The sequence below is a fragment of the Mesorhizobium bavaricum genome (genome assembly GCF_056781655.1).
In genome coordinates this window covers 297,765-323,005 of the sequence record NZ_JBXAYV010000001.1, presented here as the reverse complement: position 1 = coordinate 323,005, position 25,241 = coordinate 297,765, and the positions used below count along the sequence as shown (strand labels likewise).

Sequence of the window (25,241 nt, the reverse complement as noted above, 5' to 3'; positions counted from 1 at the left end):
TTAATTCTTCTGACCGTTGCTAGGAGCGAAACGGCTTATACAATGTCAGCTCTTCCACGACAGCGGATAATAAAACTGTCTATTGGCCGCGCTTACTCTGGTCAAAGTCGGTCATGCACGCCGCGCAGAAGTAGTGACGCAGTCACGATACCCACATCCACTCCGTTACCATCGACAACCACTAGCGGCATATTTCCGTGGCGGTGTGATAAGTCGAGCATTTCCTTGATCGGAGCGTCAAGGCTGAGACGTGGGGCGTCTGGCGATGCCAAGCCCTCTCCGGCACTCGCAAATTCGGCTAGCGGCAACATCACCGACTCGGCTTTCAGAAGCTTTAATCGGCTGCTTCCCTGGACAAATTTTTCAACATAGGGGTCTTTCGGATTTCCGAGAATGTCATCCGCCGAACCGATTTGAAGCATTTTTCCGTCTTTCATGACACCAATATGGTGTCCCAGCCGAACTGCTTCATCCAAGTCGTGGGTGATGAAAAGCGTGGTTTTACCCAACTTTGTCGAAAGCTTTTTGAACTCGTCCTGCAATTCGCGTCGAATGAGCGGATCAAGCGCTGAAAATGGCTCATCCATCAACAGAATGGCGGGATCAGCCGCCAAGGCTCGGGCGAGCCCCACTCTCTGCTTCATTCCACCAGAAAGTTCGTCAGGGTAACGGTCACCCCAGCCGGCTAGTTGGACGAGCTCCAACTTTTCCTCCGCAACCTCATAGCGCTGTCGAACACTCGCCTTTCGTAGCTCCAGACTCAGCGCCACATTGTCACGGACCGTGCGATGGGGGAGGAGCGCTACATTCTGGAAAACCATCCCCATTGACCGAGCACGAAGCTCGCGCATTTCATTCTCTGACTTCAGATTGATATCTTCGCCGCCAACGATGATCTGACCGGCACTGGGCTTAATCAATCGATTCACATGCCGGACCAGCGTCGACTTACCGCTTCCAGACAGTCCCATGACGCAGAAGATTTCTCCGGCCTCCACCTTGAACGAGACGCCGGCGACGGCCGCTACGCACCCATGCTTCTCAAGGAGAGCCTCTTTAGAAAGATCGTCGCGCTGGACACGCGCAAGGTCAAATGTCGGACTCGTCCCAAAGACCTTCCACACATCCTTGAACTCAATGGCATGCGCTTTCAAAAGTAAGCTCCACGGTTGAGAGGAGTCGCCCGGCAGCGTAGCGCTTACCGGGCGAGCTTGCGGACCGCAGTCCTTATTTAGCTGCCTGTTTTGCTGCAGCTATCCATTTATTCCACTGGTCGAGGTGCGCCTTCTTCCAAGCCTCGGCATGAGCATGGATATCTTCGTTGGACTTCTCACCTTTGTGAATAAGAAGGTTCTCGTCGTTGATGTCCTGGATTGGAACCTCAACTTGCTCGAACCACTTATTTGCGACGGGGTTCTTCTCCAGGAAGGGCGTGTTAGCGATCACGTGTTGAGTGTTAACGGAAAAGCCCAGGTCTCCAATCCCTGGAACCGTGGTATTCGCGCCCGCCTGTTCTTCGGGCAACGCGGTGAACGGAACCGTCAGCCAGACCACGTCTTTGCCATGGACCAATACCCCCTGTAGCCAGTTGGGCGTCCAGCTATAATACAGGGTTGGCTTGCCGGACTGAATCCGCTGAATTACGTCTGGAAGCAGGGCAAAATACTCACCCTGCTTGTGCGTTACGGTGGCCCGAAGGCCGTATGCATCGAGGTTATGCTCAATGATGCGTTCGCATCCCCAGCCCGGATCACAGCCATACAGGTCTGCTTTTCCGTCTCCATCAATATCAAACAGTGCCGCCAGCTTTGGGTCTTTCAACTGATCGATCGTCTTGATCCCGTACTTGTCAGCGGTGGCCTTATCGATGGAGTATCCTTGAATTGAGTTCTTTACGAGCGTTCCGACCTTACGAAGCTTGGCGTCGCCGCCAGCCTTCTCGGCAAAAGCGATATGCAGCGGATACCAGTGCGGCGTATAGTAGTCTGCATCGCCGTTTCCTACTGCTATATGAGCTAGCGGAACCTGGGTTGCGGCAGGTTCGTTAACCGTATAGCCGAGATCTTCAAGACCAAGCTTCACCACGTACCCTTCGAATAGTTCTTCCGCCTGGCCAAGATACAGCGGCCTAACGGTCACGCCTTTCCCCGGAAGGTCTTCCGCAGCCGCGTGCCCAGGAATCATGGCAACAGTGCCGATCACTGCGACAGCGGCGGCAAATCGCCCAAGATGCCATTCTGGTTTGAACCGATAGCTCATAGTTGCTCCCATTGTCAGTTAGAAGTCCGTTGCCGGCTACTTTCCAATTCTCCCCGCCCCGCCGGGGAAGGCCGGAAGGTCTTCGCGATACTAATAAAAAGAGCAGCCGGACCCCGTCGGTGCCAAGCGACGTTGGCATAGCGTCTGCGCTGGGAAATGGCGGATTGAGCCAAGCGATCCAGAATGATTGCGAGAAGGACAATACCAATGCCGCCGGTTGCGGCCAGGCCGATATCGAGGCGACCGATACCCCGCAAAACCATCTGGCCAAGTCCCCCAACGGCGATCATGGAGGCTGTAACAACCATTGCTAGCGACATCATCAAAGTCTGGTTGACACCCGCCACGATGCTTGGAAGAGCTAGCGGCAACTGTGCTTTGAAGAGGGTCTGAATCTCAGTTGCACCGAAGGCATGCATTGCCTCGACCACTTCTTCCGAGACTTGCTGAATCCCAAGTGTCGTCAACCTGATGACGGGGGGAAGTGCAAAAATAATCGTTACAATAACGCCAGGTACGTTACCGATACCAAACAGCATCACCACTGGAACAAGATAGACGAATGATGGTATCGTCTGCATTGTATCGAGGATGGGCCTACATATGGCGGCGGCCCGGGCGCTTCGAGCAGCAATTATGCCTACGGGTATGCCGACGACGGTGCAGAAGATGACCGCGGTAAAAACGAGAGACAGGGTCGTCATCGTCTCACCCCAAATGCCGAGAAAGCCGATAATGAGCAGCAAGCCGGCGACCTGAACTGCCAGTCGCCATCCGGCTATCTGCCAAGCTACCAGGGCGAAGAATATGATTATAATGACCGGCGGGATGCCATTGAGTGCGCTGTCAAATGCTCGCAGAAGCTGGTCAATCGGCCATTTCAAGCTCTGAAAAAATGGGCGGTATTGTTGTACGATCCACCCCAAGCCACCATCTACCCAATCGCCAAACGGTATGTGCCAGCTTTTGAACGGGTCTAAAACGCCTTCGAGCTTCACAAAAACTTCCTTTCATACAGGCCCTATTGGAGGCTGAAGTGCTCGGAGCTATCGTGCCTCAGAGCCTCACCCATCCGGTTTCCAGCTCATGCGAGACGGAACGGCAATTTCGCGCCAGAATGCCCCTGCTTGCCTTGGGGGAATCTTTGCTCAATTTGCATTGCTGGACTCCCATTTTTTGGGCTGGGCCCCAGCCCGGCATGAGGGTATTCCCTCTTAACGTTTCTCCAACGCTAGCGGCGGGGGGAGCGCAACACAACGATACAAATAGTCATGTGCCGAAGGACTAAATGTTATCGGGCGGAAGGCCGCCTGGCTAGTCCGCTGTTGCCGCGCGTGGTGCAACAGGTCCCGAGTCGATGTCCTCAACTGGTGCCGCAGGGACCGGATTAAGATCTGCGACCTGTGTCAGCAGCCAATTGCGAAAAACCTGGACATCGTCTCGTTCAATCGCTGTATCGGGAATGACCAAGTGATGTTTTCGGCCAGTGAGATAGCTTTCATTGACGGGCCGGATCAAGGTTCCTTCATTAAGGTAGTCGCTCACCAAATGGCGCCAGCCCAACCCGATGCCGTAGCCTCTGATAACGGATTGCATCATTGTTGGATAGTTGTTGAACGTGATGACGCGTTTGAAGTCGGACGAGATTCCGAACTGTCCAAGCCAGTGCACCCAGTCAAAGGGTGACCAAGGGTAGGCGGACCAATGCTGGTCGTCCATAACCAAGAGAACCTCGTTTACCAGATCTTCCGGAGTAAGGATCCGCGGCGAGTGGCTCTGATACGATTTACTGCAGACAGGGAAAACCTCTTCGCCGAAGAGCTCGGTAGCCGTGAACCCCGGCCGCGCCAGATACCCCATGACCACGGACACATCAAAACCATCCGTCGCCGGCGCCGGACTACGCTCGAGGGAGACTAGGTGCAGGTCAACCTCTGGGTTGTTCGCAACGAAATCTCCGATCCGATGGCTCATAAACAGCGTCGCGAACGACATCGGCATACCGACGGTCAAACGCCGGGCTTTCTCCCTTCTCTTCACGCTGTCAAAAGCTGCGGCAATATGGGCCAGGCTAAGGCTAGCAGCCTCAAACAACTCCTCACCGGCGGGAGACAAGGACACCTTCTGGTTTCCGCGGTTGAAAAGCTGGATGTCGAGATGGTCCTCCAGCGTCAGGATATGGCGGCTCACCGCTGCCTGAGTGACTGAAAGCTCATTGGCAGCTTTGGTAAAACTCAAGTGCCGTGCGGCTGCCTCAAATGCGCGCAATGCGCTTAAGGGAAGCCGCCGATAATTTGACATAACTGACTTCTACTCCAGCACTTGCAACAGGGGCAACATTGTGCATCCGACCCATCTCCCGTCGCGCAACATCGGCTTCGCAAACGTCGAGACCAACAGCGCAAGCGCGTATGACGGGCTATCCGCCACCTGCCAACATTGATTCTGCAAAGGACTTTGTCGGCAATATGTCTTCCCGGGAGCCCATACCGCGGCGCTCGGATAGACGGTTGCGCCATTGCAGCAGGGTTTGAAGGGCGGGCGCTAAACACCGGTGCGCCTCGATCAAGGCGTAATCGCGGTCGTAGGCGCTACCGAGTTGGGCGGGAATGGGCGCCATTTCCAGCTCACTGGGCCCGCGTTTGCCAAGCTCGTTCAACATGTTGCGAATTGCCCTCCAAGCGCCTCCAGGCAGAAGGTGATTGACCGTAAGCCTTTTTGAAGACTTTTGCGAAGTGAGAGGCGTTTTCGAACCCGGCCTCAATGGCGATTTCGATTAGAGGATTGTTACTTTTCAGGAGAAGTTGTTTTGCGCGCTCCAGCCGCATCAGGCGATGCACAATCGCCGGGGAACTGTTCACCTCCTTGAAAAAGAGACGCTCGAGTTGTCGTCGCGATATCCCCAATGCTGCCGCCAACTCGGACACTGACAGTGCGTTTTCGACGTTCTGCTCCATAAGGATCAGGGCAGCGCGAAGCCTTGGATCATGAGCGTCGATCATCAGCGGCCGACGCGGTTGTACCCATTCTGCACTGCGGGCCTTGTCGATCTGCAGAACTTCAAGCGCGTTCCGCTCTGCCGCATTACCAATGTGCCGTCGCACCAGTTCTGCAGCCAGATCGGCCGTGCTGCTGCCGCCCGCGCACGACCCCCGCGTCGTATCCAAGTTATAGATTCTATCCGCCCGAACCTTAAGATCAGGAAATCGCTCGCGGAAATCGATGAAGTGGAGCCAGCTGACGCAGGTCTCATGAGCGGCCATAAGACCTGCCTCGGCCAAAATGAACGTCCCGGTGCAAATTCCGATCAATCGCGCGCCTTTGGTCGCAGCATCCCGAAGATACTTCAGCGTTTCGTCGTCGACCGACTGACCAGCGGCCAACCGTCCTCCAACGACCACAATGTAGTCAAACTCCATCGGGTCCAGGAATGAAGACGTCGGCGAGACCTGGACGCCGCAACTAGACGAGACGAGATGGCGGCTATGCGACAGCACCTCCCAGTCCGCCTTGATCCGGCCTGACCTGTCAAAGTCATCACTGGCAAGTCTGAGCGTGTCGATAAACATGGCGAAGGCGGTCAACGTGAAGGAACGGGCCAGGATAAACCCCACCTTGAGCCGAACGGAAGGGGCCGTTCTGCGCCTAGGGTATGAATGAAACACCGTCTGTTTCCGCTGGTTCAAGGGCCGTGCAAACTGCCAAAAGGCCGACGCGGCATTGAGGTTATATGCCATGTCCTATCTTGACTCATGATGTTTGTCTACAATATGTCTATCTGCGAGATAAGGAGCCTATATGATCCAGGATCAACCTGCTGCCTCGACGGACCGAAAGGGCATTCTTGCTGAAACCTTGGTGCATCGCATTCTGACGATGCAGCTCGAGCCAGGAGCAGTTCTCGACGAAGTTGCTCTCAGCGAGGAATTTGGCCTCTCCCGTCCGCCGGTCCGCGAACTCATGCGACAGATGGCGGGTGAGGGCTACGTCGATCTCGAGACCAACCGCGCAGCGCGCGTATCCATCATGTCCTATCAGACGCTTCGGGATTTCCTGATCGTCGCTCCGATGATTTACGTCGGAACGACGAAGCTGGCGGCAGTCAACCACAATGCTGGGGACCTCGCGGTCCTCAAAGAGACTCAACAAAAGTTCCGACAGTCCATTGTCGATGGCCACGTCGAGAACAGGGTGATCTTCAACCACCAGTTTCATCTCAACATCGGAAGGATGGCGCACAACCAGTATCTGCTTCCCAGCCTCAAGAAGCTTCTCATCGATCACGCTCGGATCGGGAAAATCTTCTATCGCCAAAACGGAGGGCCGCGGATCCAGAAGGACCAGGAAATTGCTGCCCTGCAGCACGATCAAATGATCGAGGCTATTGAAGACCGGGATGCAGAGCGGGCGGGTGAACTGGTGCGCTCCCATCTCGAAGTCTTCCGAAACGACGTGGCGCTCTATGCGGTGCCCAACGGCATGCAGGGCGAACTCGACGGATAATCGTTGTCCGTGTCACGAGATACCAGGGAGAACAGAAATGCTCAATAAAGTCGACTATAAAACACAAGCAGGCTCGCTCAAGCTTCCTAACAAGATGATCGTGGATGGGGTGCCGATAGCGGCCGCGTCGGCCAGAACCTTTGCAACTCTCAACCCGGCGACGGGGGAGGTCCTGGCGGAGCTTCCGGCAGGTTCGACCGCCGATGTCGACAAGGCCGTAGCCGTCGCGCGGCATGCGTTTGAGGACGGCCGATGGTCGAAACTCGCCCCGGCGAACCGGAAGAAAGTCCTTCTCAGACTGGCCTCTGTCATTGAGGAAAACGCGCTTGAGCTGGCGCTGATGGAGAGCCTGGACAGCGGTAAGACCATCAGTGACTGCATCAACATCGACGTCCCCGAGACGATCAACAGCCTTAGATGGCATGCCGAAGCCGTCGACAAGATTTATGACCAGGTATCACCTGCGAACGACGCCACTCTTGGCCTGATCGTTCGCGAGCCCATCGGCGTCGTCGGCATCGTGCTCCCCTGGAATTTCCCTCTTCTGATGCTTGCATGGAAGATCGGCCCTGCTCTTGCGGCGGGTTGCACGATTGTGGTCAAGCCCGCCGAAGAGACTTCGCTCACGACATTGCGGGTCGCGGAGTTGGCTTTGGAGGCCGGCCTGCCGCCCGGGGTATTCAATGTCGTGACCGGCGATGGCCCGGACGTCGGGGAACCTATCGGTCGCCATCCCGACATCGACGCGATTTCCTTCACAGGCTCCACCGACACGGGACGTCGCTTCCTAAAGTACTCCTCCGAGAGCAATTTGAAGGAAGTGGTTCTTGAGATGGGCGGCAAGAATCCTTGCATCGTCATGAACGACGTTCCCGATCTTGACGCCGTGGCCTCCCATATCGGCAACGGCGCGTTCTGGAACATGGGTCAGAACTGCTCGGCCATCTCTCGTGTCCTCGTCCATAGGGACATTAAGGACCGCCTTATTGAAAAACTGAAGGAAGTCGCCAAGACCTGGACCGTGGGCGACCCGCTTGATCCGGAGACCCGTGTCGGCCCGCTTATCTCAGCCACGCATTTCGAGAAGGTCAGCAGCTATCTGGGAGGCGAGGGCAAGGTGGTGGCTGGCGGAAAGGTCTTCAACGGAACGACGATCGAGCCCACGATCATCGAATTCGACCGCCACGACAGCAAGCACCTCCGGGAAGAGATTTTCGGGCCGATAGTGTCTGTGATTGCGGTGGACTCCCTCGCCGAAGCAGTCACGCTCGCCAACGAGACCGAATATGGCCTCGCGGCCTCTGTCTTTACGGCCGACGGCACGCGGGCGCTTCGGGCCGCACGGGCGATCCGGGCAGGGACCGTTACAGTGAACTGCTACGGAGAGGGCGACGCCGCCACGCCGTTCGGCGGTTACAAACAGTCGGGCTTCGGCGGCCGCGACAAGGCCTTCCACGCGCATGACCAGTATTGCCAGACAAAAACGCTTTGGATCGACCTGAGCAGTTCAAACGAGGGTTTCTGAAATGTCATCATTTGCTTTCTCCGGTCTTAATCTCGCGATCACGGCGCCGTTCGATGCAAATGGACGTATTGATTTCGTGCGCTTCGAGGAACTCATCGAGCGGTATCTGGCCGCAGGCGTCGACGGTATCGTCTTCAGCTCCGGCACGGGCATGCATGTTTATCTGACGCCGGATGAATCGAGGTCCCTCATCGAACGCGGCGCGCGCGTCGTCGCTGGACGGGCCAAGGTGATCGCCCAGACGTCGGCATTGCTTACGGCCGACGTCGTCGAAAGAACGCGGTTCGCAAAGGATTCCGGCGCGGATGGCGTGATGGTCCTTCCTCCCTTCTTCGAGGGGCCTTCGGACGACAATAGCGTCTTCGACTTCTACGCCGAAGTTGCCAGGGTCGGATTGCCCATCATAGGATACAATGTACCCCAGGCAGTCGGCGTGCGCATAACGCCGGACCTGCTGCGGAGATTGTGCGAACTGCCCGAATTTCGCGCCGTCAAGGACAGCAGTGGAGACTTGGTCGGTCAGGTCAGGCTGATTGGCACCGGTTTGCAGGTGATCAATGGGGCCGATCCGCTCGTTCCGTTCTCCCTTTTCGCGGGTTGTGCCGGACTGATCTGGGGTGGTGCGAACATTGCGCCTCGCACCTGCGTGGCAATCACCAGGGCCGCTGAGGAAAAGAGGTGGGACGACGTCCAGTCGATCTGGAAGCTGCTGGAGCCGATTATGTCCCTTCTTTGGGACGGTGACTATGTGCCAAGCGTATATGCGGCCTCCGAACTGACCGGATATGGCTGCGGCAACGCCAGAAAGCCGTTCCGTCCCCTATCGGCGGAGCGCATCGCTGCGCTTGGGGCGGCGCTCGGCGTACTGGTGGAACAAGAAGCGGCATAATGGTCAACAAGACCTTTCGTGCGCGCCGTCTTCCCGCCCACGGCGCGGAGTCCGGCTGGGCGGCATTGCTCCCATCGAGGACGCCAACGCCGGAGCTGGATCGGGTCATCACGGCCGATGTAGTGGTCATCGGCGCTGGCTTCGCCGGGTTGGCCGCAGCCCTAAGATTAGCCGACCTCGACCCCAAGCTTTCCGTCGCCGTCATCGAAGCCGACATGGTCGGAAACGGGGCCAGTGGCCGAAACTCCGGCTTCCTCATTGATTTGCCCCACGACATTTCCTCGAGCAATTTCGGGGTGAATGCCGCCAACAAGAGCCACAATGAGATCCTGGTAGCGCGGACGGCCATTCAACATTACGCCCGACTGGCGGAGATGCATGGATGGGACAAGGACGTATTCGATCCGAGTGGCAAATACAGTGTGGCCATGACCGATGCAGGCACGGAGCACCTTGCGGCATACTCCTTGAAACTGAAAGCGTTGGGCGAACCGAACCAGGTTCTCAGTGCCGCGGAAATTGAGGGCGTCACGGGCACGCGATCCTTCAAGTCCGGACTATTCACGCCCGGGGCGGTCATGGTGCAGCCCACAGCGTTGGTCAGGTCCATCGCGGATCAGTTCCGGGAGCCGATCAGGCTGTTTGAGCGGACGCCTGCCCTGTCGATAGAGTCCTCGCCAAACGGATGCACCGTCAAGACACCGAAGGGAGAGATCCGGGCAGGGCGGGTGGTCCTGGCGACAAACGGCCACGCGGAGAGCTTCGGGTTTGGTAGCGGTGAACTTCTCCACGTTTTCACTTACGCGTCGCTTACCGAGCCGTTCGCTCCCTCGGCGCTCGGTGGATGCCGGAAATGGGGGGCCACGCCAGCCTCGCCAATGGGCACGACCTTGCGGCGTATCGACGGTCCGGGTGGAGACCGAATCCTTATACGCTCGCGCTACACCTACCATCCGAAGATCGAAGTCGGCGCCGCCTCGATCAAAAGCGCCGGCGACCTCCATGATCGCAAGTTCGCGGACCGGTTCCCTGCTCATCGTCACTTGAAGATGCAGTATCGCTGGGCGGGCGCGATGGCGCTTACACGGAACTCAGTGCCGCTGTTTGGCCAGGTAGCAGACGGAATCTTCGCTGCCTGCGCCTGCAACGGCATCGGTGGTACCAAGTCCACGGCGGCTGGCATAGCAATGGCGGAACTCCTTGTCGGACACCGCTCCAAACTCGGCGAGGTTTTCCGCTCGTTCGAGAAACCCCAGACCTTGCCCCCGCAGCCGCTTACCTCAGTGGGTGCACGATTGAACCTGGCTTACAGGGAATGGCGCGCCGGACGCGAATAAGGCGTCTTTTGTCAGGGGCCAACACGACTGGTTCAGAATGAAACTCCGGCATCGCTTCGTAATCTTAGACCTTGGGCTAGTGGCAATGTGGAGCTCCGGCTACATCGGGGCAAAGCTGGCTGCGGAGACTCAGTCTGTCTTTCTCGTGCTCTTCTGGCGATTTTTGCTGATATCTCTGCTGCTGATGCCGGCATCCATCCGCCACGTCCTTTCGGCGGGCACGCGCTCGCTCTTGCTAAACGGGCTGCTGGGTTTTTGCGGTATGTTTCTTCAGATTGGTTGTGCAATTGTGGCAATCGATATCGGCATGCCGGCCGGCACTGTGTCTATCATTTATGCCCTCCAGCCGCTCGTGACTGCTGCCGTGGCGGGTCCCTTTCTGGGCGAACGCGTCACCGCCCGCGAATGGACGGGCCTCGCTATTGCATTCATCGGCGTTATGATCGCCGGCGGCTATGGTGCACCTTCCTCTCCTGGGGCGGCATACTTATTGACGGTGTTGGGAGTTGCGGGGATGGTGGCTGCGACAATGATCGCCAAGATTTCGCAGGATGAAACTCCAATTCTTCCCGCGATAGGCATTCAAAGCAGTTTTTCCGCCACCCTATTCTTGCCGTTCGCTATGGCCGACGGTGCCCTGAGTCCACCTTTCCAGGATCCAACATTCTGGTTGGCCGTTGGCTGGTTCATGCTGTTCTCAACCGTGGGCGCGTATTCCTTGTATTACTTGTGCCTGCGGCGATCATCTGCCGTTCACGTCGGAACGGTGCTATATCTCACCCCGGTCTTCACTATAGTAGTGGCATGGGCCTTATTCGGCGAAGTGATTACGCCAGCAAAGCTTGGAGGTTTGGTGATCTGTCTCAGTGGTGCGGCAATCTCGCTGAGCCGGGCTGATACACATCCCGTAACAGATACCAAGTGATCGCCGGGATTTGAGCCTTGTCGAATGCCGATAGCGTTTGAAAACAGGGGAAATTTCACTCGTGTTTACATAGGAGGATCGAGAATGCTCCGGAAAATATTTCGAGTTTGGTGCAACCTTGGAATCGAGATTGCCACGTCCCAAGCACATTCGTCCGTATGTGGTTTCGTTATATTGTCGAGCAATCATCGTCTTGATGAAACTCAAACGCGCGGGCTCCCAAAAAATCATCAAGAAATACCTAGCACTGTATCTCCATTTGCAGTGAGAGTGCGAATAGACGGGCTGAGCTAGTGGGGCTCAGCCCGCGGACGAGGCGATGCGTTAGCGTTGGACGTACCAGTGATCTGCCACGCGCCCCGGTGGCCAACGGCTTAATAGAGCACAGCGACGGCGCCGCCGAACGCCGAATGGCACTGTGTGGCAGAGCCCTCGGCAGGAAATCCTTGGCTGTGTGACAACTTTGCAGATCGGGCTCCCTTCAGGGCTACGCTGATCAACACTCTCTCGCGCATCGCCGACATCCGCAGAACAAGCCTAGTGAGCTCCTGCCGTGGACCTAGCGGCCCGCTCGGGCACTCATGACGCGGGTTCCGGCGAGTCGATTTAAAACGTCCCAGTCAAGCGACTCCGAGCAAAGTCTATTCTGCAGATCAGTCAAAGGACTGCCACAACCACACCATCAATCTTGTCGGTGTCGATCTCCATCGCGCTAGCACAACACAAACTGCACCTACGCGGTCCAGACCGGAGGAAACAGTGCGCTAATTCAGTAACGTGGATACGAGCGCCTCGGGAATTGGTCCCTGCGAAATTCCGTCGATCTGGATCTCCGCTGTGACAAGTCTTCGTCGGGGGTCGAGCTCGGAGGGCGACGTGGCCCTCAGGAATATCTCACCTCGTTTCGCTGATTGAAGCGTGATGCATTCAAATCCATCATCCGATGTCCAGCCATGCGGCACAATCAGACGAGCGCCGTAGACGGCCGTCCGTTCCAGATTGTTACGAATCCTGAGTGTGAAATTCACGCTGCTGCCAGTCCTAACCTCGGAGAGATAGGGTAGCATTCGTACCCAGAACAGATCGATGAAATGGTCTGCGGGTTCGTCGACTATGTCACGGAAAGCTGCTTCCTTGCGTTGGATGTAATCGGTATATTCCTCAATTCTCCGCTGATCCATTGTAATCAGCTCTCCGTGGCCTGGGCATAGTAGGTCAAACTTCAACGCCTTTAGCAGATCGGCGCAGCGTCGATGCATGTCCAATTGAAAGCTATTGCGCATGACTGTAGTCTGAAAGGGAGTCTCGAGGTCAATCCCTCCAGCGCCACGGTTGAGAAGGAACAGATTATCCCCACCAAAAACGATGCGTTTACCGTCGATCGTGCCCACAATTAGGGCGTGGTACTCCGTTTGGCCAGGGGCGTGGTGAACCTCAAAGTCGAAGCCTCTCCATTGGAATGCTTCTCCATCGCGCAGAACACGCTCCACTGCGATGGGTTTGTGGAAGCAGCATGGCGTACTTGCCCACGCAGCAGGGTCGCTGATGATATCTGCCACACAATCGAGAGCCCAGCACTTCGTCCCGAAATGTTGCTGAAGGAATGGTATCCCACAGACATGATCGTCATGAATATGAGTAGGGATCACCAATTCGATGTTGCCGACTCCATAATCGTCGCGCAGCTGATCTATATGATGTTCAATGAACCGAAGCGCCTGTATGCCATCGGAATCTGCTTCCCAATGGAGATGTCCAACTGACGACAGCCCATAGTCGATAAGCATTGCGTGGCCGTCCCCACTCAGCACTATGTAGAAGTTTGAGCAGGTATACGGCCCGGCCCAAAGCAGATGTTCGGAAATCGATTGAAGCTTGCTCTCTCGAATGGTCCGTTTTTCGTCAAATTTTCTGTTTAGACCGGTTGTGCAAAGCCCGCCTAAACCTGAAAGCGTTTCGAGCCGTGATTCAAGCTTTTCAATATCGGATTTCACCTCACTGATGGGCTCGCCGTGCGAAGGATAGGCTTTTTGCACGCTTTCCTTTTTCAAGGCGAGTATCGATTGCATCGTAAATTCGATGCCAAGTAGATCGCTATAGCCATATTCCATCGCGTGAAGTTGATATATCCGCCCCCCCCTCGCCATCAAGTCGCCTATAAAGGCAACTTTCTGTCCATCGATGTCTGCAATCAGGTTGATCATGCCGTAAGTATGACCCTTAGCCGGCAGTACACGGAGGTTGTAGCCATTCCATGTAAAGTTTCCGTAATCAAGAAGTACAGCATTGATCGCGATATCTTCTCCCAGAGCGAAAAACGTATTTCCGTCATTGTAGTTGTCATAGATGCGCTTTGCCTGCCAGTAAGCCTCGACATTTTCGAACAGATGACGCTCATATTCCGGTACAGCAATTTGTGCCCCTGTTTGTTGGATAAGGGGTGTGCCCCAGCACTGGTCCCTGTGATGGTGGGTATGTAAAACCCATTTGACATGATCGACCCCGATTGTGGAAAGATGCTGCAAAATAGCTCCCGATCCGGTGTCGATCAGCAAGCATTCTTTACCGCTTTTAAGAACGTAAACGTTGCATGTATCTCGAAATACCCAAAGGTGTTCGGACAGCTGAATGAGAGACATGGCATCTTTCTCATGGAACGCAGATAGCGACAAAGCGGCCCCTGGTGACCGCCTGATTATTATAAATAGCCTAACCTACGGCTATGGCAGTCATGCCAAAAACTGATCCGTGGGATGAGTTTCTGTAAGCCTTCGGGGTGATTTCCCAACACAAATATCCGGAGCATGGTGGTGAGCGGGATCGTGCCCCTGCGCGTTCTCTGCGTTCTAATGGCGGCCATGCGTTTGAACGTCGCATCAAGTTCCGCACCGCCTTGAATTGGATTGCATCGAAGATCTGGTCGACGGCCTGCGCCTGCGACGCGCGTAGGGTGGTCGGTGTCCGCAGCGACGTGCGGAAGCAGCTCAAGCCTGCCGGGATACCGCTTGTTTGACGGCAGATAGGGAGGTCGTAGAAGGGACCGATAGCCAAAGATCTCTTGCCGCTGACCGAGAGCTTTGCATCGACGGGGGCAGCGAGGTTTAAGCTGGCGCGGAATGGCCCAGGCGGGATCGTTCTGATTGTTCTCGACGAGATTTAACCACTGCGGCGTGAACGAAACGACAAAGTAGCCGGAGATGCCGCCAATCGCCTTGTGGAACGGCATGAAGACGCAGCATTTGGCGAGAGCCTGCCGCACAATAGCCTCGCCCCACGGCATCGCTCCCCAGCATCGACGTTGCGTCGAGGACGGCATGGCGGGTTCAGGATCGTGATCGAGACACTTCAGAAGCTCCTCTATTGTACCAATCGACGATCTGCGGCCCATCGGTGCGGCGGCGCCATTAAAGGCGTTGCCCATGCAGCTGCGCCCGGTAACCAGCTGGAACCGCCGCGTCGATATCTCTTGGCGGGCGCCAGCGACGCCGATCGGGTGCGGCGGGAATCCAACGTGATCGTAAACATCACCACGAGTGGCGGGCCAAAGGCGAACGTCGAAGATCGGATCACGGCCGCCCTGCGATTCAAACCGGAACTGGCCTCCCTTAACATAGGATCGCTCTCTTCCTACGGACGTCAGAGGATCCGCGGCAAGTTCGAACACTGGCAGCATCCATGGAGGGAGAGCTATTCCTTGGCGCGCCGCCCCGAGTCTATCCCAATACCGAGTAGATCATCACACGGACAAATCAAGGAAGTCGGTGCTGGCTGCACGCGCTTCGAATGTGAATGCTACGACGTAGGTATATGTAGAACGTCGCCTAGTTCGCGGAAATGGCCTGCTGAACCCACCATCGCAGTTGGAGAAAAGAGGCAACCCTGCATCGGCAATGCCCTAACGGCTATGCGAAGCCATCACCATCGTCTCGGAATGGCTTGACTCTGGATACCTTCTTGTATACTAGCATGTCTACCAGAGCTTCATTCTACCATCGAGTCTATAATGGCTAAGATCGTCAATATCGATAGAGACGCCGGAAATCTTGCCGGGCGCGCGTATGACGAGATCAAAAGGCGGATTTTCGATTTTGTTTTAATGCCTGGAGATCGTTTGTCTGAGTCGGACCTCGCGCAGCAAATCGAAGTCAGCCGCACGCCGCTACGGCAGGCCCTGCAGAAGCTGCAGCATGAGGGTTTTATCCAGGCCCTGCCTAAGGTGGGCTGGCTAATTGTGCCCCTCAATTTCGAGAAGTTCGACGAGCTATACGATTTCCGTACCTTGATTGAATGTTTCGCCGCGCGAGAGCTTTGCGCCACGAGGAAGGACTGGCCTGAATTGGAGTTACTCGCGCGCATCTGGCAGGTGCCCGCCGCCGAGCGGTTGCAGGATGCAATAGAAACAAGCGCGTTGGACGAGGCATTCCATCGGACAATCGTAGAGAGCACTGGCAATCGCGAAATGATGCACACGCATCGCGAAATAACAGAGCGCATTCGCATCATTCGCCGGCTTGACTTCACCAAGGATAATCGGGTCACTGCGACGTATAACGAGCATGCCGAGATTCTTGCCGCGCTTCAAAGTAGGCGTTCTGACGACGCGCAGCGACTGCTAACGTCCCACATTGCGATAAGCAAGCGGGAAGTCCGAAAAATCACCTTGGACATGTTGCACCGAGCGAGAAAGTACGAGCCTCTGATGGGTCAGAGATAACGTCCGAAGCCCTACGACCAAATCAACTGAACTTGGAGACGAGTTCGTGAACGTCAGTGTATCATCATGTCACGGTAGCCTAGAGAAGACGACGGTAACTTACCGAAGAGTCGGCGAACACGAGATTCTTGCCGATATTTACCGGCCAAAGGGCGATAGTCTGTGCCCAGTGGTCGTCTATATTCATGGTGGCGCCTTAATCACAGGTAACCGAGGGCTGACGGCCGATAACCCCGTCTTACCGCGAATTATTGCCTTGGCAGAGAGAAGTCAGTTCGCGCTTGTTTCCATCGACTACCGCCTCGCGCCAGAAACGAAGCTTCCTGCGATCGCCAGCGATATAGAAGCAGCTTTCGCTTGGTTGGGAGAAGAGGGCGCTAAGTGTTACCATCTGGATGCAGAACGGATCGTCGTAGTAGGGGACTCTGCTGGAGGATACTTGACATTGACAACCGGTTATCGAGTTCAACCGAAACCAAAGGCTCTCGTTTCGCTGTACGGCTACGGCGAATTGAATGCCGACTGGTACACCCAGCCGAACCCGCATACCAAATACAATCTAGAAAAGATCACTGAGGGAGAAGCGAAGGAGCAAACGGATGGAACTGTCATCTCTGACGCCCAACTTAGGAAGGGGAACGGCGGCAAAATCTATATGTACTACCGCCAAACCGGGCTATGGCCTCAGGAAGTGAGTGGATTCGGCCCCGACGCTCTCAGTGAAGACATAGCGGCATATGAGCCAGTGAAGAATGTTACGGATAGTTATCCGCCTACATTGCTGCTCCACGGGACTCTTGACACTGACGTCCCCTTTGAGGAGTCAACGAAAATGGCCGATCAACTCAAGAAGCACGAAGTTTTCCACATCCTGATACCGATCGACAAGGCGGAACACTGTTTCGACGGCGGGGACCCAACGCAGGTCGAGGATGCTTACAACTCGATGCAGGAATTCGTGCTCAAGTACCTCGAAGCGAACTAAAGGCAATGGTGCGATGTCGAAGTTTCCCACAAATCTTCGGCTCGAGGTAATAGTTGCGCTGCCTGCTGTGGGAGCCATGCAAGACCCCTAATAATTAGTGCGCCCGGGTCCCATCGGCCAAATGTAATCATTCGGAGGTCCAAAATGAGTTACTTCAACAATCAGGATACATCAATACCCATTCCATTCGACAGTCTCGTCGAAGAGGCAAAAAAGGGCGGAATGGATCGGCGCGAGTTCCTGGCGCTCGCTTCCATCTTTGGTGCGTCAACAGGTCTAGCATACTCAATGTTGGGCGCCATGCCGTCGGCGCATGCCGAAGAGGTAGCAAAAAAAGGCGGAACGCTGCGGGTTGCCATGCAAGTCCAAGGTGTTAAGGACCCTCGCGTAAATGATACAGGAGAACTGGCTAATATTTACCGCCAGTTCCTTGAAAATTTGGTAAAGTACACTGCCCAATACACGTTCGAGCCAAGGCTTCTGAAAAGTTGGGTCACGAATGATGATGCAACGGAATATGTCTTGCACCTGCGGAAGGGTGTAAAGTGGAACAACGGCGACGACTTCACTGCGGATGACGTGGTGTTCAACCTCCTCCGCTGGTGCGAAAGAGACGTACCGGGAAATTCGATGGCCGCCCGCATGGCGACGATGGTCGATGAAAAGACAGGTAAGGCGAGGGACGGCGCCATTATTAAGGTTGACGACTACACGGTTAAGCTCAAGCTACCTAAACCTGATATCACAATCATCGCTGGGATGGCCGACTACCCTGCCATGATCGTTCATCGTGACTACGAGAAGAACGGGTCAAATCTCGTTTCCCATCCCGTTGGTACGGGGCCGTTTGAATTGGTGTCTTGGGAAGTAGGCCAAAAGGCCGTCCTGAAGCGTCGGACCAACGGAAGATGGTGGGACGGTGAAGCGCACTTAGACGAAGTCCAATTCATCGATTACGGTGGCTCGGATACGTCCGTGGTTCAGAGCGCTTTCGAGTCGGGAGAACTTGATGCGAACTATCAGACCTCCGCGAATGATGTCGCCTCATTTGATAAACTCGGATTGGTGAGATATGAGGCAAAAACATCCACAACGCTCGTCTGCCGCACACGGGTAACAAGCAAGCCCTATGACGACCAGCGAGTGCGCAATGCACTACAGCTTGCAGTCGACAATGCTGCCGTGATGCAGATCGCCTATAATGGCTATGGAACCGTTGCTGCAAACTATCATTTGGCTCCAATACACCCAGAGTATTACCCGCTTCCGGAAAAGAAGCAAGACGTCGAGGCTGCAAAGCACCTTATGACCGAAGCTGGTCAGATGGACTTCGAGCACGAGATCTTCAGTAATGACGTCGATTGGATGAAGGATTCAGCCGATACGATCGCGCAGCAGTTCCGTCAAGCTGGTTTTAAGGTGAAGCGCACGGTTCTTCCGATCAGCACTTTCTACAACGACTGGATGAAATACCCACTTTCGATATCAAATTGGAACCATCGGCCGTTAGGAGTACAGAACTTGGCGCTTGCCTATAGGAGTGGCGCGGCATGGAATGAGACTGCGTGGTCAAACCCGGAATTCGACAAGAAGCTAGATGCTGCGTTGACTGTGCCGGACCCACATAAGCGCAAGGCGCTGATGAAGGATATCGAGACCCTTCTGCAAGAGTCAGGCATTATTATCCAGCCCTACTGGCTTTCCTTGTTTAACCATTCGACTAAGCAAGTTAGGGGATACACAATGCACCCGACCCAGGAGATCGAGCTCGGCAAGGTGTGGCTCGACCAAGCTGACTAACATTCGCAATCCTTGCATGACAATCAAGCGGCCTTGCCCCAACGACGCCAAAGAGTGCCGGTTATTGCGACCGCTTTCGATCGTTTGGCCCTCGCATCACATGCATCACAACATTAATTTATAACTGGAAAATGGTATTAATGGGTTTCCGCCGGCGCAACTAATCCATGGCGCTAAAGATGCAGATGTGTCTTACGAGGGGTCCGCAAAACTGGCTGCCCAGCTCAAGAAACACGAAGTCCCTCACGTCCTGATTTCGATCAAAGAGGCAGAGCACTGTTTCGTCGACCGAGATCCGGAGCAGACAAAAGATGCTTTTATTTCGATGAGGAAGTTCATTCTCAGACACCTCGAAATGATCTAGCTCCGCGCGAAGTTCGCCACCGTAGTTCCTTTGTACGCCAATTCAACGGCGACAGCTGCGCTTGACAGCTTCGCTGTGAGGAGCCGTTGCCATGCTACCTGATCAACCTGAGACAGTTGACGCGATTCTCGGCGCCCACAGGGCTGGCATCGCTTCACCTGAGGAAACCATTTCGCGGACCTATGAAAGGATTCGACAGTACGCCGATCCGGCCGTCTTCATTAGCCTCTGCGAAGAGGAAGACGCAGTCGCGCAGGCGAAAAGGCTTTCATCGTCTCCGAAAGCAGCAAGTCTACCCCTTTATGGAGTGCCTGTAGCGGTTAAGGATAACATCGACGCACTGGGCTTCGCGACCACCGCCGCGTGCCCGGCGTTCTCCTATATACCAAACCAAGACTCGATCGTAGTGCAGCGTTTACGTGCTGCAGGGGCAATTATTGTTGGCAAGACCAACCTCGATCAGTTCGCGACCGGTCTTGTCGGCGTGCGTTCTCCTTATGGCATTCCACGAAACCCTATCCGTGCGGATATCATACCTGGAGGGTCTAGTGCAGGATCAGCCACTGCGGTTAGCGCGGGCCTTGTACCGTTGGCGCTAGGCACCGACACAGCTGGATCGGGCCGCATACCAGCAATGCTTAACAACATCGTTGGGCTAAAGCCGAGTCTCGGTTTAATTCCGACTACCGGCGTCGTACCGGCATGCCGCAGTCTCGACTGCATCTCCTTATTCACGCTGACTGTGGACGACGCCGCACTTGCGCTCAATGTAGTTGCGGGACCTCACCTCTCAGATCCCTTTTCCCGCGATCGGCCGCTACATGCCTTGCCGCCGTTTCCCAATGATCTTCGTCTCGGTGTTCCCCGAAACGAGCAGCTAAGGTTCTTCGGTGACACCGAGGCGCGGGCCGCCTACGCCCAGGCATTGAAACGCTGGAGAAGGCTAGGAGCCACTCTTGTCGAGTTTGATCTTGAGCCGTTCTACGAGACGGCTGGTCTTCTTTATGAAGGCCCGTGGCTTGCCGAGCGCTATCTCGTGACCCGAGACCTTTTATCATGCAACCCAAGTTCCATCCACCCGGTCGTGCGTGAAGTCATTGCGGCCGGGGCACGCTTCACTGCCGCGGATGCATTTTCTGCGTCCTATCGCCTCCAAGAGTTACGCAGAATCGCGGCACTGACTTTTGCAAAGGTGGACGCAATTGTGCTGCCTACCGCTCCGACAGCGTATTCACTTGCCGAGGTCCAAGCCCAGCCAGTCGAACTGAATAGAAGACTTGGCACCTACACGAATTTTGTCAATCTCCTTGATCTCTGTGGCCTCGCTATACCGGCCTCATTTCGCCCTGACGGAATCCCCTTCGGCATAACCCTGCTTGCGCCGGGAGGGTGTGATGCAAAACTAGCTAGCTTGGGCAGGGTGTTCCACGCCGATACGCACCTACATGTCGGTTCCCGCAAGGTGAGACAGGCACCCCTTTCGCTGATGCCGGCGATTGATGCCGAGGAGTTACGGATTGGTGTGGTTGGTGCGCATCTTTCGGGTATGGCTTTGAACTTTGAGTTGGAAGCTTTGAATGGGCGTCTCATCGAGACGACGAGAACCGCGCCCGACTACGTTTTACACGAGCTTACTACCTCACCTCCAAAACCGGGGATGCTGCGCGTTCAGGCGGGCAAGGGCGGAGCAATCGAACTCGAAATTTGGGGATTGTCCACGTCTTCGTTCGGGAAGTTCGCAAATGCTATCCCAGCACCGCTGTCCCTCGGCACGATAAAATTGGCGGACGGCCGGGTGGTGAAAGGTTTCCTTGTCGAACCAGAGGCCCTTCAGGGTACTCGCGACATTACAGCCTTCGGTGGCTGGCGCGCCTACAAGGCGATCGGTGAAAGGAACTGAAGTTGATCGGTGAGCGACCACTTCGGCAAGAGGCCGAAAATCCTGCCTGGCCAGCAGCAACTCAATGGGAGACTGCAATGAGAACGCTTACGAAAAATATTGCGGCAAGCATGATTCTGATCACCTGCAACATAATAGTTAGCACCGCCTTTTCTCAACAATTGCCCGGAAAAGGCGTAATTGTCCAACCGGCCGATTTTAACTTAGCAAGCGAATGGTTCCAAGAGGAACTTGTCATCATGGGTTTGGAAGACCTCGGCTACGACGTTAGAGAATCCTTATCTATGCAAATGCAAGCAGCGTTTCTGGCAGTAGCTAGCGGAGACGCGAGCTTTACCGCCGAGTACGTGGATCCGGTTCACAAAACCTTCTACAAAAATGCCGGAGGTGACACAAAACTACAACCGGTCGGGACCCTTCAGGTTGACGGTATGCAGGGCTACCTCATCGATAAGAAGGCTGCCGACGCGTACAAGATCAAGTCGATCGATCAACTCAAAGACCCAGCAATCGCCAAATTGTTTGACATCGATGGAGATGGCATAGCTGATCTGTACGGATGTGACGCCGGTTGGGGATGTGAACGAATTATTGAACATCAACTGGATTCATATGGTCTCCGCAGCAGCGTGCATCAAATTCAAGGGTCTTATGAAACGATCATTGCTGATGCGATAGCAAGGATCAAAGAAGAAAAGCCGACAATTTACTATTCTTGGATGCCCTTCTGGTTGGGGGGCGTGTTACGGCCTGGCCACGAAGTGGTTTGGCTCACCGTTCCATTTACCTCGCTTCCCGACGACCAGGTCGGCAGCACCACAAAGGTCGCAAGTATTGGCAACACCGGATTTCCCGTCATGTCAGTTCACGTCCTGGCGAACACGGAATTCCTGAACGCTAACCCTGCAGCGCGTAAATGGTTTGAGCTCCTAAGATATCCTGTTGCGGATATTGCCGCCGAAAATACCCTTGTGCGGAACGGCGAGAACACTAGAGCCCATATCCGCAAGCATGCCGAGCAATGGAAGGCTGAACACCAAAAGCAGTGGGACTCGTGGATCGCTGAAGCGAAGGCTGCTGCTCAAACAAAGTGAGACACTGCTGATTGGGCGAGTGCCGGAGGTTCGCCCAATCAGTTTCGTATTGTCGGCTTGTGCAACCGTCAGACGAATTGCCCTGGTGACCTTGGTGCACGGCATCGCCGACGACCTTATGCTATTTCAAACTGAGATTGGAGGGCCTCTCATTTGGAACTGCGTGGTCGCAGCGTTAACCCAAAATCGATCTGGAAGTAGGTGCGTTTCATGTGTGGTCCAGGCATGCCATCAGCCATTCGTATCGCTGGAAAGCGTCAGAAGCTACTGTCGGGCAGTTGGTGGACGCGCTAACCTGCCCCGCTGGCGGTCACACTTCGGCGGGCGATTTGGGACTGCGGCGGTGTTGTAGTCGGCGCCGCGCGCCTGAGCCAGCGAGGTAAACAGCGTCTCGTTGAGTAGTTCATCGCGCAGTCGGCCGTTGAAGGGAACCCACGTAGCAGCGGGTGGCTGAATTTACGATTCATCGGCTTTCTGTTTTGAACTGATGATGGGAATTTCTATAAGCACGCCTATACCTGATGTAGAAACAGTCAGGGGATCGAACATCTTGATTCCGTCCTCTTCGGGCTTGTGGCGGAAACGCTTGTGCCTGACGCAAACATCTCGGCGATCGCGCGCCGTGTCGGCATTGCGCCGTCCCAGTTGTTCAACTGGCGGCGGCTCTTGGAAAGGACCTGCCGGCCTCGGGTGGCGATTATCCGGCGCTTCAGTTCACCCGATTTGAATGCTCTACAGTGCGCCGTGGAAATAGTCGTGGGCGACTTGATTGTGCGGGTGGGCAGCAGCGTGGACGCGGATCATCTTGCTCGCGTGATCCGAGCGGTACGGGCCGACGTTGACGCGCTGAAGGCGATGCTCCTGGCGCTGACCGAATGGCGGCGCTTATAGAGAACGAAGAGATCGAGAGCGGCGTCTGCGAGACAGTTGCGGATCTGGAAGCTGTAGCTCCGGATCGTGCGAAGCGCGCACCACCCCCGCACAAGGGGTTGCTGCCCATCTTGAGCGAGTGGAGCAGATCATCGGGCCAGGTGCCCGAGGGCAGCAACTGCTGGAGCAAAGAGCCCTGCTTCTTGGAGAATGCGTCGATGGTTGAGCAGATCAAGCGCCCAGATAGCTGTGATACCTGCCGACCAAGCTCGCTCGCCGCTCCGGGTCCGGTGTCGCATCGATCCCGCCGATGACCGCAGCGATCCGTGCAGGGAGCTGACGCAGCGCGTTCCATTGATTCGGACTGATCCGCAAGGGCGCCGAAGCTGGCCGAGGTCGACTTGCCGATGCCGGCGGGAACTGTTGAGGCCAATCGACAAGCTGCGGATTCGTGCAAAGTGCGGCCCGAGCCTCTCAACAGCCAAACGGTCTTTCGAAAGGTGTCAAAACGTTGGACAGTCTCTGCAGCAAAAATCCTGGTCCTCAGAGGCTCTAAGACCGAGCCCTGCGAAGCTTGTCGAACCAAGGAAGCCCTGCCCGGGGCGGTGTTGAGTCCCCGTTAGCGTCAAGTTAGGCCGTCATGGTTCTCGCTTGTCCCGACCAAATTTCACTCGCGTCGGCGGCTTTAAGGTGAGGGTAAGTCCTGCTCGGCAGACTGTGGTTGGCGCAGTTTTCAAGCCTTAAGATCTTGAGTGGCCCGGCAGTGCTAGCGGCGCGAGATTGAAACCTAAGCGCAGCCATGACTCTCGGTTATGTACCGGGCCAAGAAATACTCATTTGAAGTAGGGGCGCGCGCGACCTATAAGCTCGTGTGGGGAATGGCCACAGGGAAGATAACTAAAGCCAACCTTTTCGGGCCGCCACGCACGAACAATGGGAGTATAAAGACATGAAATCGCTTTTGCGTGCTATTCTGTATAGTTCAATCATGATCTCGTCCTCTGCTTTTGCCGGTGAACGCATCGTCCCAGCTTGGGATGGCGCTCTCGAAGAGCTCATGACGACGTACATCGTTAATGATGGTCTGCGCCAACTTGGCTATGATGTGGCTGAACCCGCACAGGTAAATATCGAGGTGGCTTACGTTGCCCTAAAGCAAGGTGATGTCACATTTTATCCCGCGTACAATGACCCACTTCATATCGCATTCGTAAAGGAAAACGGTGGTCCGGACGTGATAACGACGCTGGGGCCGGTCACGAAAGATGCAATTCAGGGCTATCTCCTCGACAAGAAGACTGCCGACGCCACGGGCATCAAATATCTCGAGGATCTGAAGGACCCTGCTAAAGCAAAACTTTTCGACGTCGATGGAAATGGCAAAGCGGATATATTCGGTTGCGATCCCGGCTGGGGTTGCGAGCGTGTGATTAATCATCATCTTGACGCGTATGGCTTACGCGACACTGTCGAACAGAAGCAGGGGAGCTACAACGCAATTATCGCTGATGCAATTGAACGCATCAAACAAGGCAAGCCAACGATTTTCTATACTTGGACCCCCTTCTGGATTTTAAGCCAGCTACAGCCCGGTAGAGATGTGGTTTGGCTCAATGTGAAGAAGACTGAACTACCTGACGGCCAAGTGGGAAGCACTGAGGTTCCCGGCATTGGAAACGTTGGATTTACCAAGATGAGCCTCGGCGTGGCCGCCTCAACGAAATTCATCAAAGACAATCCCTCTGCTAAGAAGTTCTTTGAGCTCGTAAAAGTTCCTTTAGAAGACTTGAATGCTGAAGCTTTGCTAATCCATGGGGGAGAACAATCCAATGAACAAATTAGAAAGCATGCAGACGAATGGGAGGCTAAGAACAAGGCGAAAATGGATGATTGGATCGCTCAAGCCAAGGCAACGCACTAGAAGCGCTCGGAGGCCGACCAAACCCGCCATCGGATAGCGGATTGAAGTGCGAGCGAAAGCCGGTGCCTAACAGTCGCCGCCGATGCAAATCGGCGGCGCTAGGGCACTTGTTGTGTCAGCACCCTTTTTGAACTGCTATCGGCTCCGCTCCTCAT

General features: G+C 55.3%; 20 protein-coding genes and 2 pseudogenes. 14 read left to right on the top strand and 8 right to left on the bottom strand.

Translation table 11 applies throughout. The features are described from left to right. Positions 1-101 precede the first annotated feature (101 nt). The 5 genes from AC1RZR_RS34285 to AC1RZR_RS34265 all read right to left on the bottom strand — a co-directional run bounded on the left by AC1RZR_RS34285 (position 102) and on the right by AC1RZR_RS34265 (position 5,996). Positions 102-1,154 carry a quaternary amine ABC transporter ATP-binding protein gene (locus AC1RZR_RS34285; protein ID WP_481829553.1) on the bottom strand — a complete coding sequence of 351 codons (1,053 nt, stop codon included), beginning with the start codon at positions 1,152-1,154 and terminating at the stop codon, positions 102-104. A 73-nt stretch (positions 1,155-1,227) separates the two neighbouring features. Beyond that, positions 1,228-2,259 (bottom strand): glycine betaine/L-proline ABC transporter substrate-binding protein ProX, encoded by a 1,032-nt coding sequence (proX, locus tag AC1RZR_RS34280; RefSeq protein ID WP_481829552.1) that lies wholly within the window; start codon positions 2,257-2,259, stop codon positions 1,228-1,230. Between the two features lie 14 nt (positions 2,260-2,273). Next, positions 2,274-3,257: an ABC transporter permease gene (locus AC1RZR_RS34275; RefSeq protein ID WP_481829551.1), complete on the bottom strand. Its 984-nt coding sequence runs from the start codon at positions 3,255-3,257 to the stop codon at positions 2,274-2,276. Between the two features lie 316 nt (positions 3,258-3,573). After that, a complete protein-coding gene (locus AC1RZR_RS34270; protein WP_481829550.1) occupies positions 3,574-4,560 on the bottom strand; it encodes a LysR substrate-binding domain-containing protein in 987 nt (328 codons plus the stop codon). Between the two features lie 326 nt (positions 4,561-4,886). Beyond that, positions 4,887-5,996 carry a GlxA family transcriptional regulator gene (locus AC1RZR_RS34265; RefSeq protein ID WP_481829549.1) on the bottom strand — a complete coding sequence of 370 codons (1,110 nt, stop codon included), beginning with the start codon at positions 5,994-5,996 and terminating at the stop codon, positions 4,887-4,889. Between the two features lie 61 nt (positions 5,997-6,057). On the opposite strand from AC1RZR_RS34265, the gene AC1RZR_RS34260 reads away from it, so the two are divergent. The 5 genes from AC1RZR_RS34260 to AC1RZR_RS34240 are packed head-to-tail and all read left to right on the top strand — an operon-like array spanning position 6,058 to position 11,438. Beyond that, on the top strand, positions 6,058-6,762 hold the full coding sequence (locus tag AC1RZR_RS34260) for a GntR family transcriptional regulator (RefSeq protein WP_481829548.1): 705 nt from the start codon (positions 6,058-6,060) through the stop codon (positions 6,760-6,762). Between the two features lie 37 nt (positions 6,763-6,799). After that, entirely contained in the window at positions 6,800-8,287 is a 1,488-nt protein-coding gene (locus AC1RZR_RS34255) for an aldehyde dehydrogenase (RefSeq protein WP_481829547.1), read from the top strand. A 1-nt stretch (position 8,288) separates the two neighbouring features. Further along, positions 8,289-9,176: a dihydrodipicolinate synthase family protein gene (locus AC1RZR_RS34250; RefSeq protein ID WP_481829546.1), complete on the top strand. Its 888-nt coding sequence runs from the start codon at positions 8,289-8,291 to the stop codon at positions 9,174-9,176. Continuing rightward, positions 9,176-10,513 carry an NAD(P)/FAD-dependent oxidoreductase gene (locus tag AC1RZR_RS34245; RefSeq protein ID WP_481829545.1) on the top strand — a complete coding sequence of 446 codons (1,338 nt, stop codon included), beginning with the start codon at positions 9,176-9,178 and terminating at the stop codon, positions 10,511-10,513. Before AC1RZR_RS34250 ends, AC1RZR_RS34245 begins: the two co-directional genes overlap by 1 nt. 37 nt (positions 10,514-10,550) lie before the next feature. Beyond that, entirely contained in the window at positions 10,551-11,438 is an 888-nt protein-coding gene (locus AC1RZR_RS34240) for a DMT family transporter (RefSeq protein WP_481829544.1), read from the top strand. Positions 11,439-12,202: 764 nt separating this feature from the next. Here AC1RZR_RS34240 and AC1RZR_RS34235 read toward each other — a convergent pair. Then, positions 12,203-14,077 carry an MBL fold metallo-hydrolase gene (locus AC1RZR_RS34235; protein WP_481829543.1) on the bottom strand — a complete coding sequence of 625 codons (1,875 nt, stop codon included), beginning with the start codon at positions 14,075-14,077 and terminating at the stop codon, positions 12,203-12,205. A 714-nt stretch (positions 14,078-14,791) separates the two neighbouring features. Continuing rightward, a pseudogene (locus AC1RZR_RS34230) lies at positions 14,792-14,928 on the bottom strand (S-(hydroxymethyl)glutathione dehydrogenase); the annotation flags it as partial. A gap of 3 nt (positions 14,929-14,931) precedes the next feature. On the opposite strand from AC1RZR_RS34230, the gene AC1RZR_RS34225 reads away from it, so the two are divergent. The 7 genes from AC1RZR_RS34225 to proX (AC1RZR_RS34195) all read left to right on the top strand — a co-directional run bounded on the left by AC1RZR_RS34225 (position 14,932) and on the right by proX (AC1RZR_RS34195) (position 22,295). Then, positions 14,932-15,378, top strand: a complete 447-nt coding sequence (locus AC1RZR_RS34225; RefSeq protein WP_481829588.1) for a 3-keto-5-aminohexanoate cleavage protein — start codon at positions 14,932-14,934, stop codon at positions 15,376-15,378. Between the two features lie 63 nt (positions 15,379-15,441). Then, complete coding sequence (locus AC1RZR_RS34220; RefSeq protein WP_481829542.1) at positions 15,442-16,152, top strand: GntR family transcriptional regulator; 711 nt, start codon at positions 15,442-15,444, stop codon at positions 16,150-16,152. A gap of 46 nt (positions 16,153-16,198) precedes the next feature. Continuing rightward, positions 16,199-17,137, top strand: a complete 939-nt coding sequence (locus AC1RZR_RS34215) for an alpha/beta hydrolase (RefSeq protein WP_481829541.1) — start codon at positions 16,199-16,201, stop codon at positions 17,135-17,137. A gap of 144 nt (positions 17,138-17,281) precedes the next feature. Continuing rightward, positions 17,282-18,937 (top strand): ABC transporter substrate-binding protein, encoded by a 1,656-nt coding sequence (locus tag AC1RZR_RS34210; RefSeq protein WP_481829540.1) that lies wholly within the window; start codon positions 17,282-17,284, stop codon positions 18,935-18,937. Positions 18,938-19,061: 124 nt separating this feature from the next. Then, a complete protein-coding gene (locus tag AC1RZR_RS34205; RefSeq protein WP_481829587.1) occupies positions 19,062-19,301 on the top strand; it encodes an alpha/beta hydrolase family protein in 240 nt (79 codons plus the stop codon). A gap of 91 nt (positions 19,302-19,392) precedes the next feature. Then, positions 19,393-21,201 carry an allophanate hydrolase gene (gene atzF, locus AC1RZR_RS34200; RefSeq protein ID WP_481829539.1) on the top strand — a complete coding sequence of 603 codons (1,809 nt, stop codon included), beginning with the start codon at positions 19,393-19,395 and terminating at the stop codon, positions 21,199-21,201. Between the two features lie 77 nt (positions 21,202-21,278). Continuing rightward, the gene (gene proX, locus AC1RZR_RS34195; RefSeq protein ID WP_481829538.1) at positions 21,279-22,295 is read left to right on the top strand and encodes a glycine betaine/L-proline ABC transporter substrate-binding protein ProX; all 1,017 of its coding nucleotides are present in this window, start codon (positions 21,279-21,281) and stop codon (positions 22,293-22,295) included. Between the two features lie 342 nt (positions 22,296-22,637). Here the strand turns inward: proX (AC1RZR_RS34195) and AC1RZR_RS34190 are convergent. Further along, a pseudogene (locus AC1RZR_RS34190) lies at positions 22,638-22,721 on the bottom strand (integrase core domain-containing protein); the annotation flags it as partial. 147 nt (positions 22,722-22,868) lie between these two features. Here AC1RZR_RS34190 and AC1RZR_RS34185 point away from each other — a divergent pair. Beyond that, a complete protein-coding gene (locus AC1RZR_RS34185) occupies positions 22,869-23,186 on the top strand; it encodes a transposase (RefSeq protein WP_481829537.1) in 318 nt (105 codons plus the stop codon). 928 nt (positions 23,187-24,114) lie between these two features. Then, positions 24,115-25,086: a glycine betaine/L-proline ABC transporter substrate-binding protein ProX gene (gene proX, locus AC1RZR_RS34180; RefSeq protein WP_481829536.1), complete on the top strand. Its 972-nt coding sequence runs from the start codon at positions 24,115-24,117 to the stop codon at positions 25,084-25,086. The last annotated feature ends 155 nt before the right edge of the window (positions 25,087-25,241 follow it).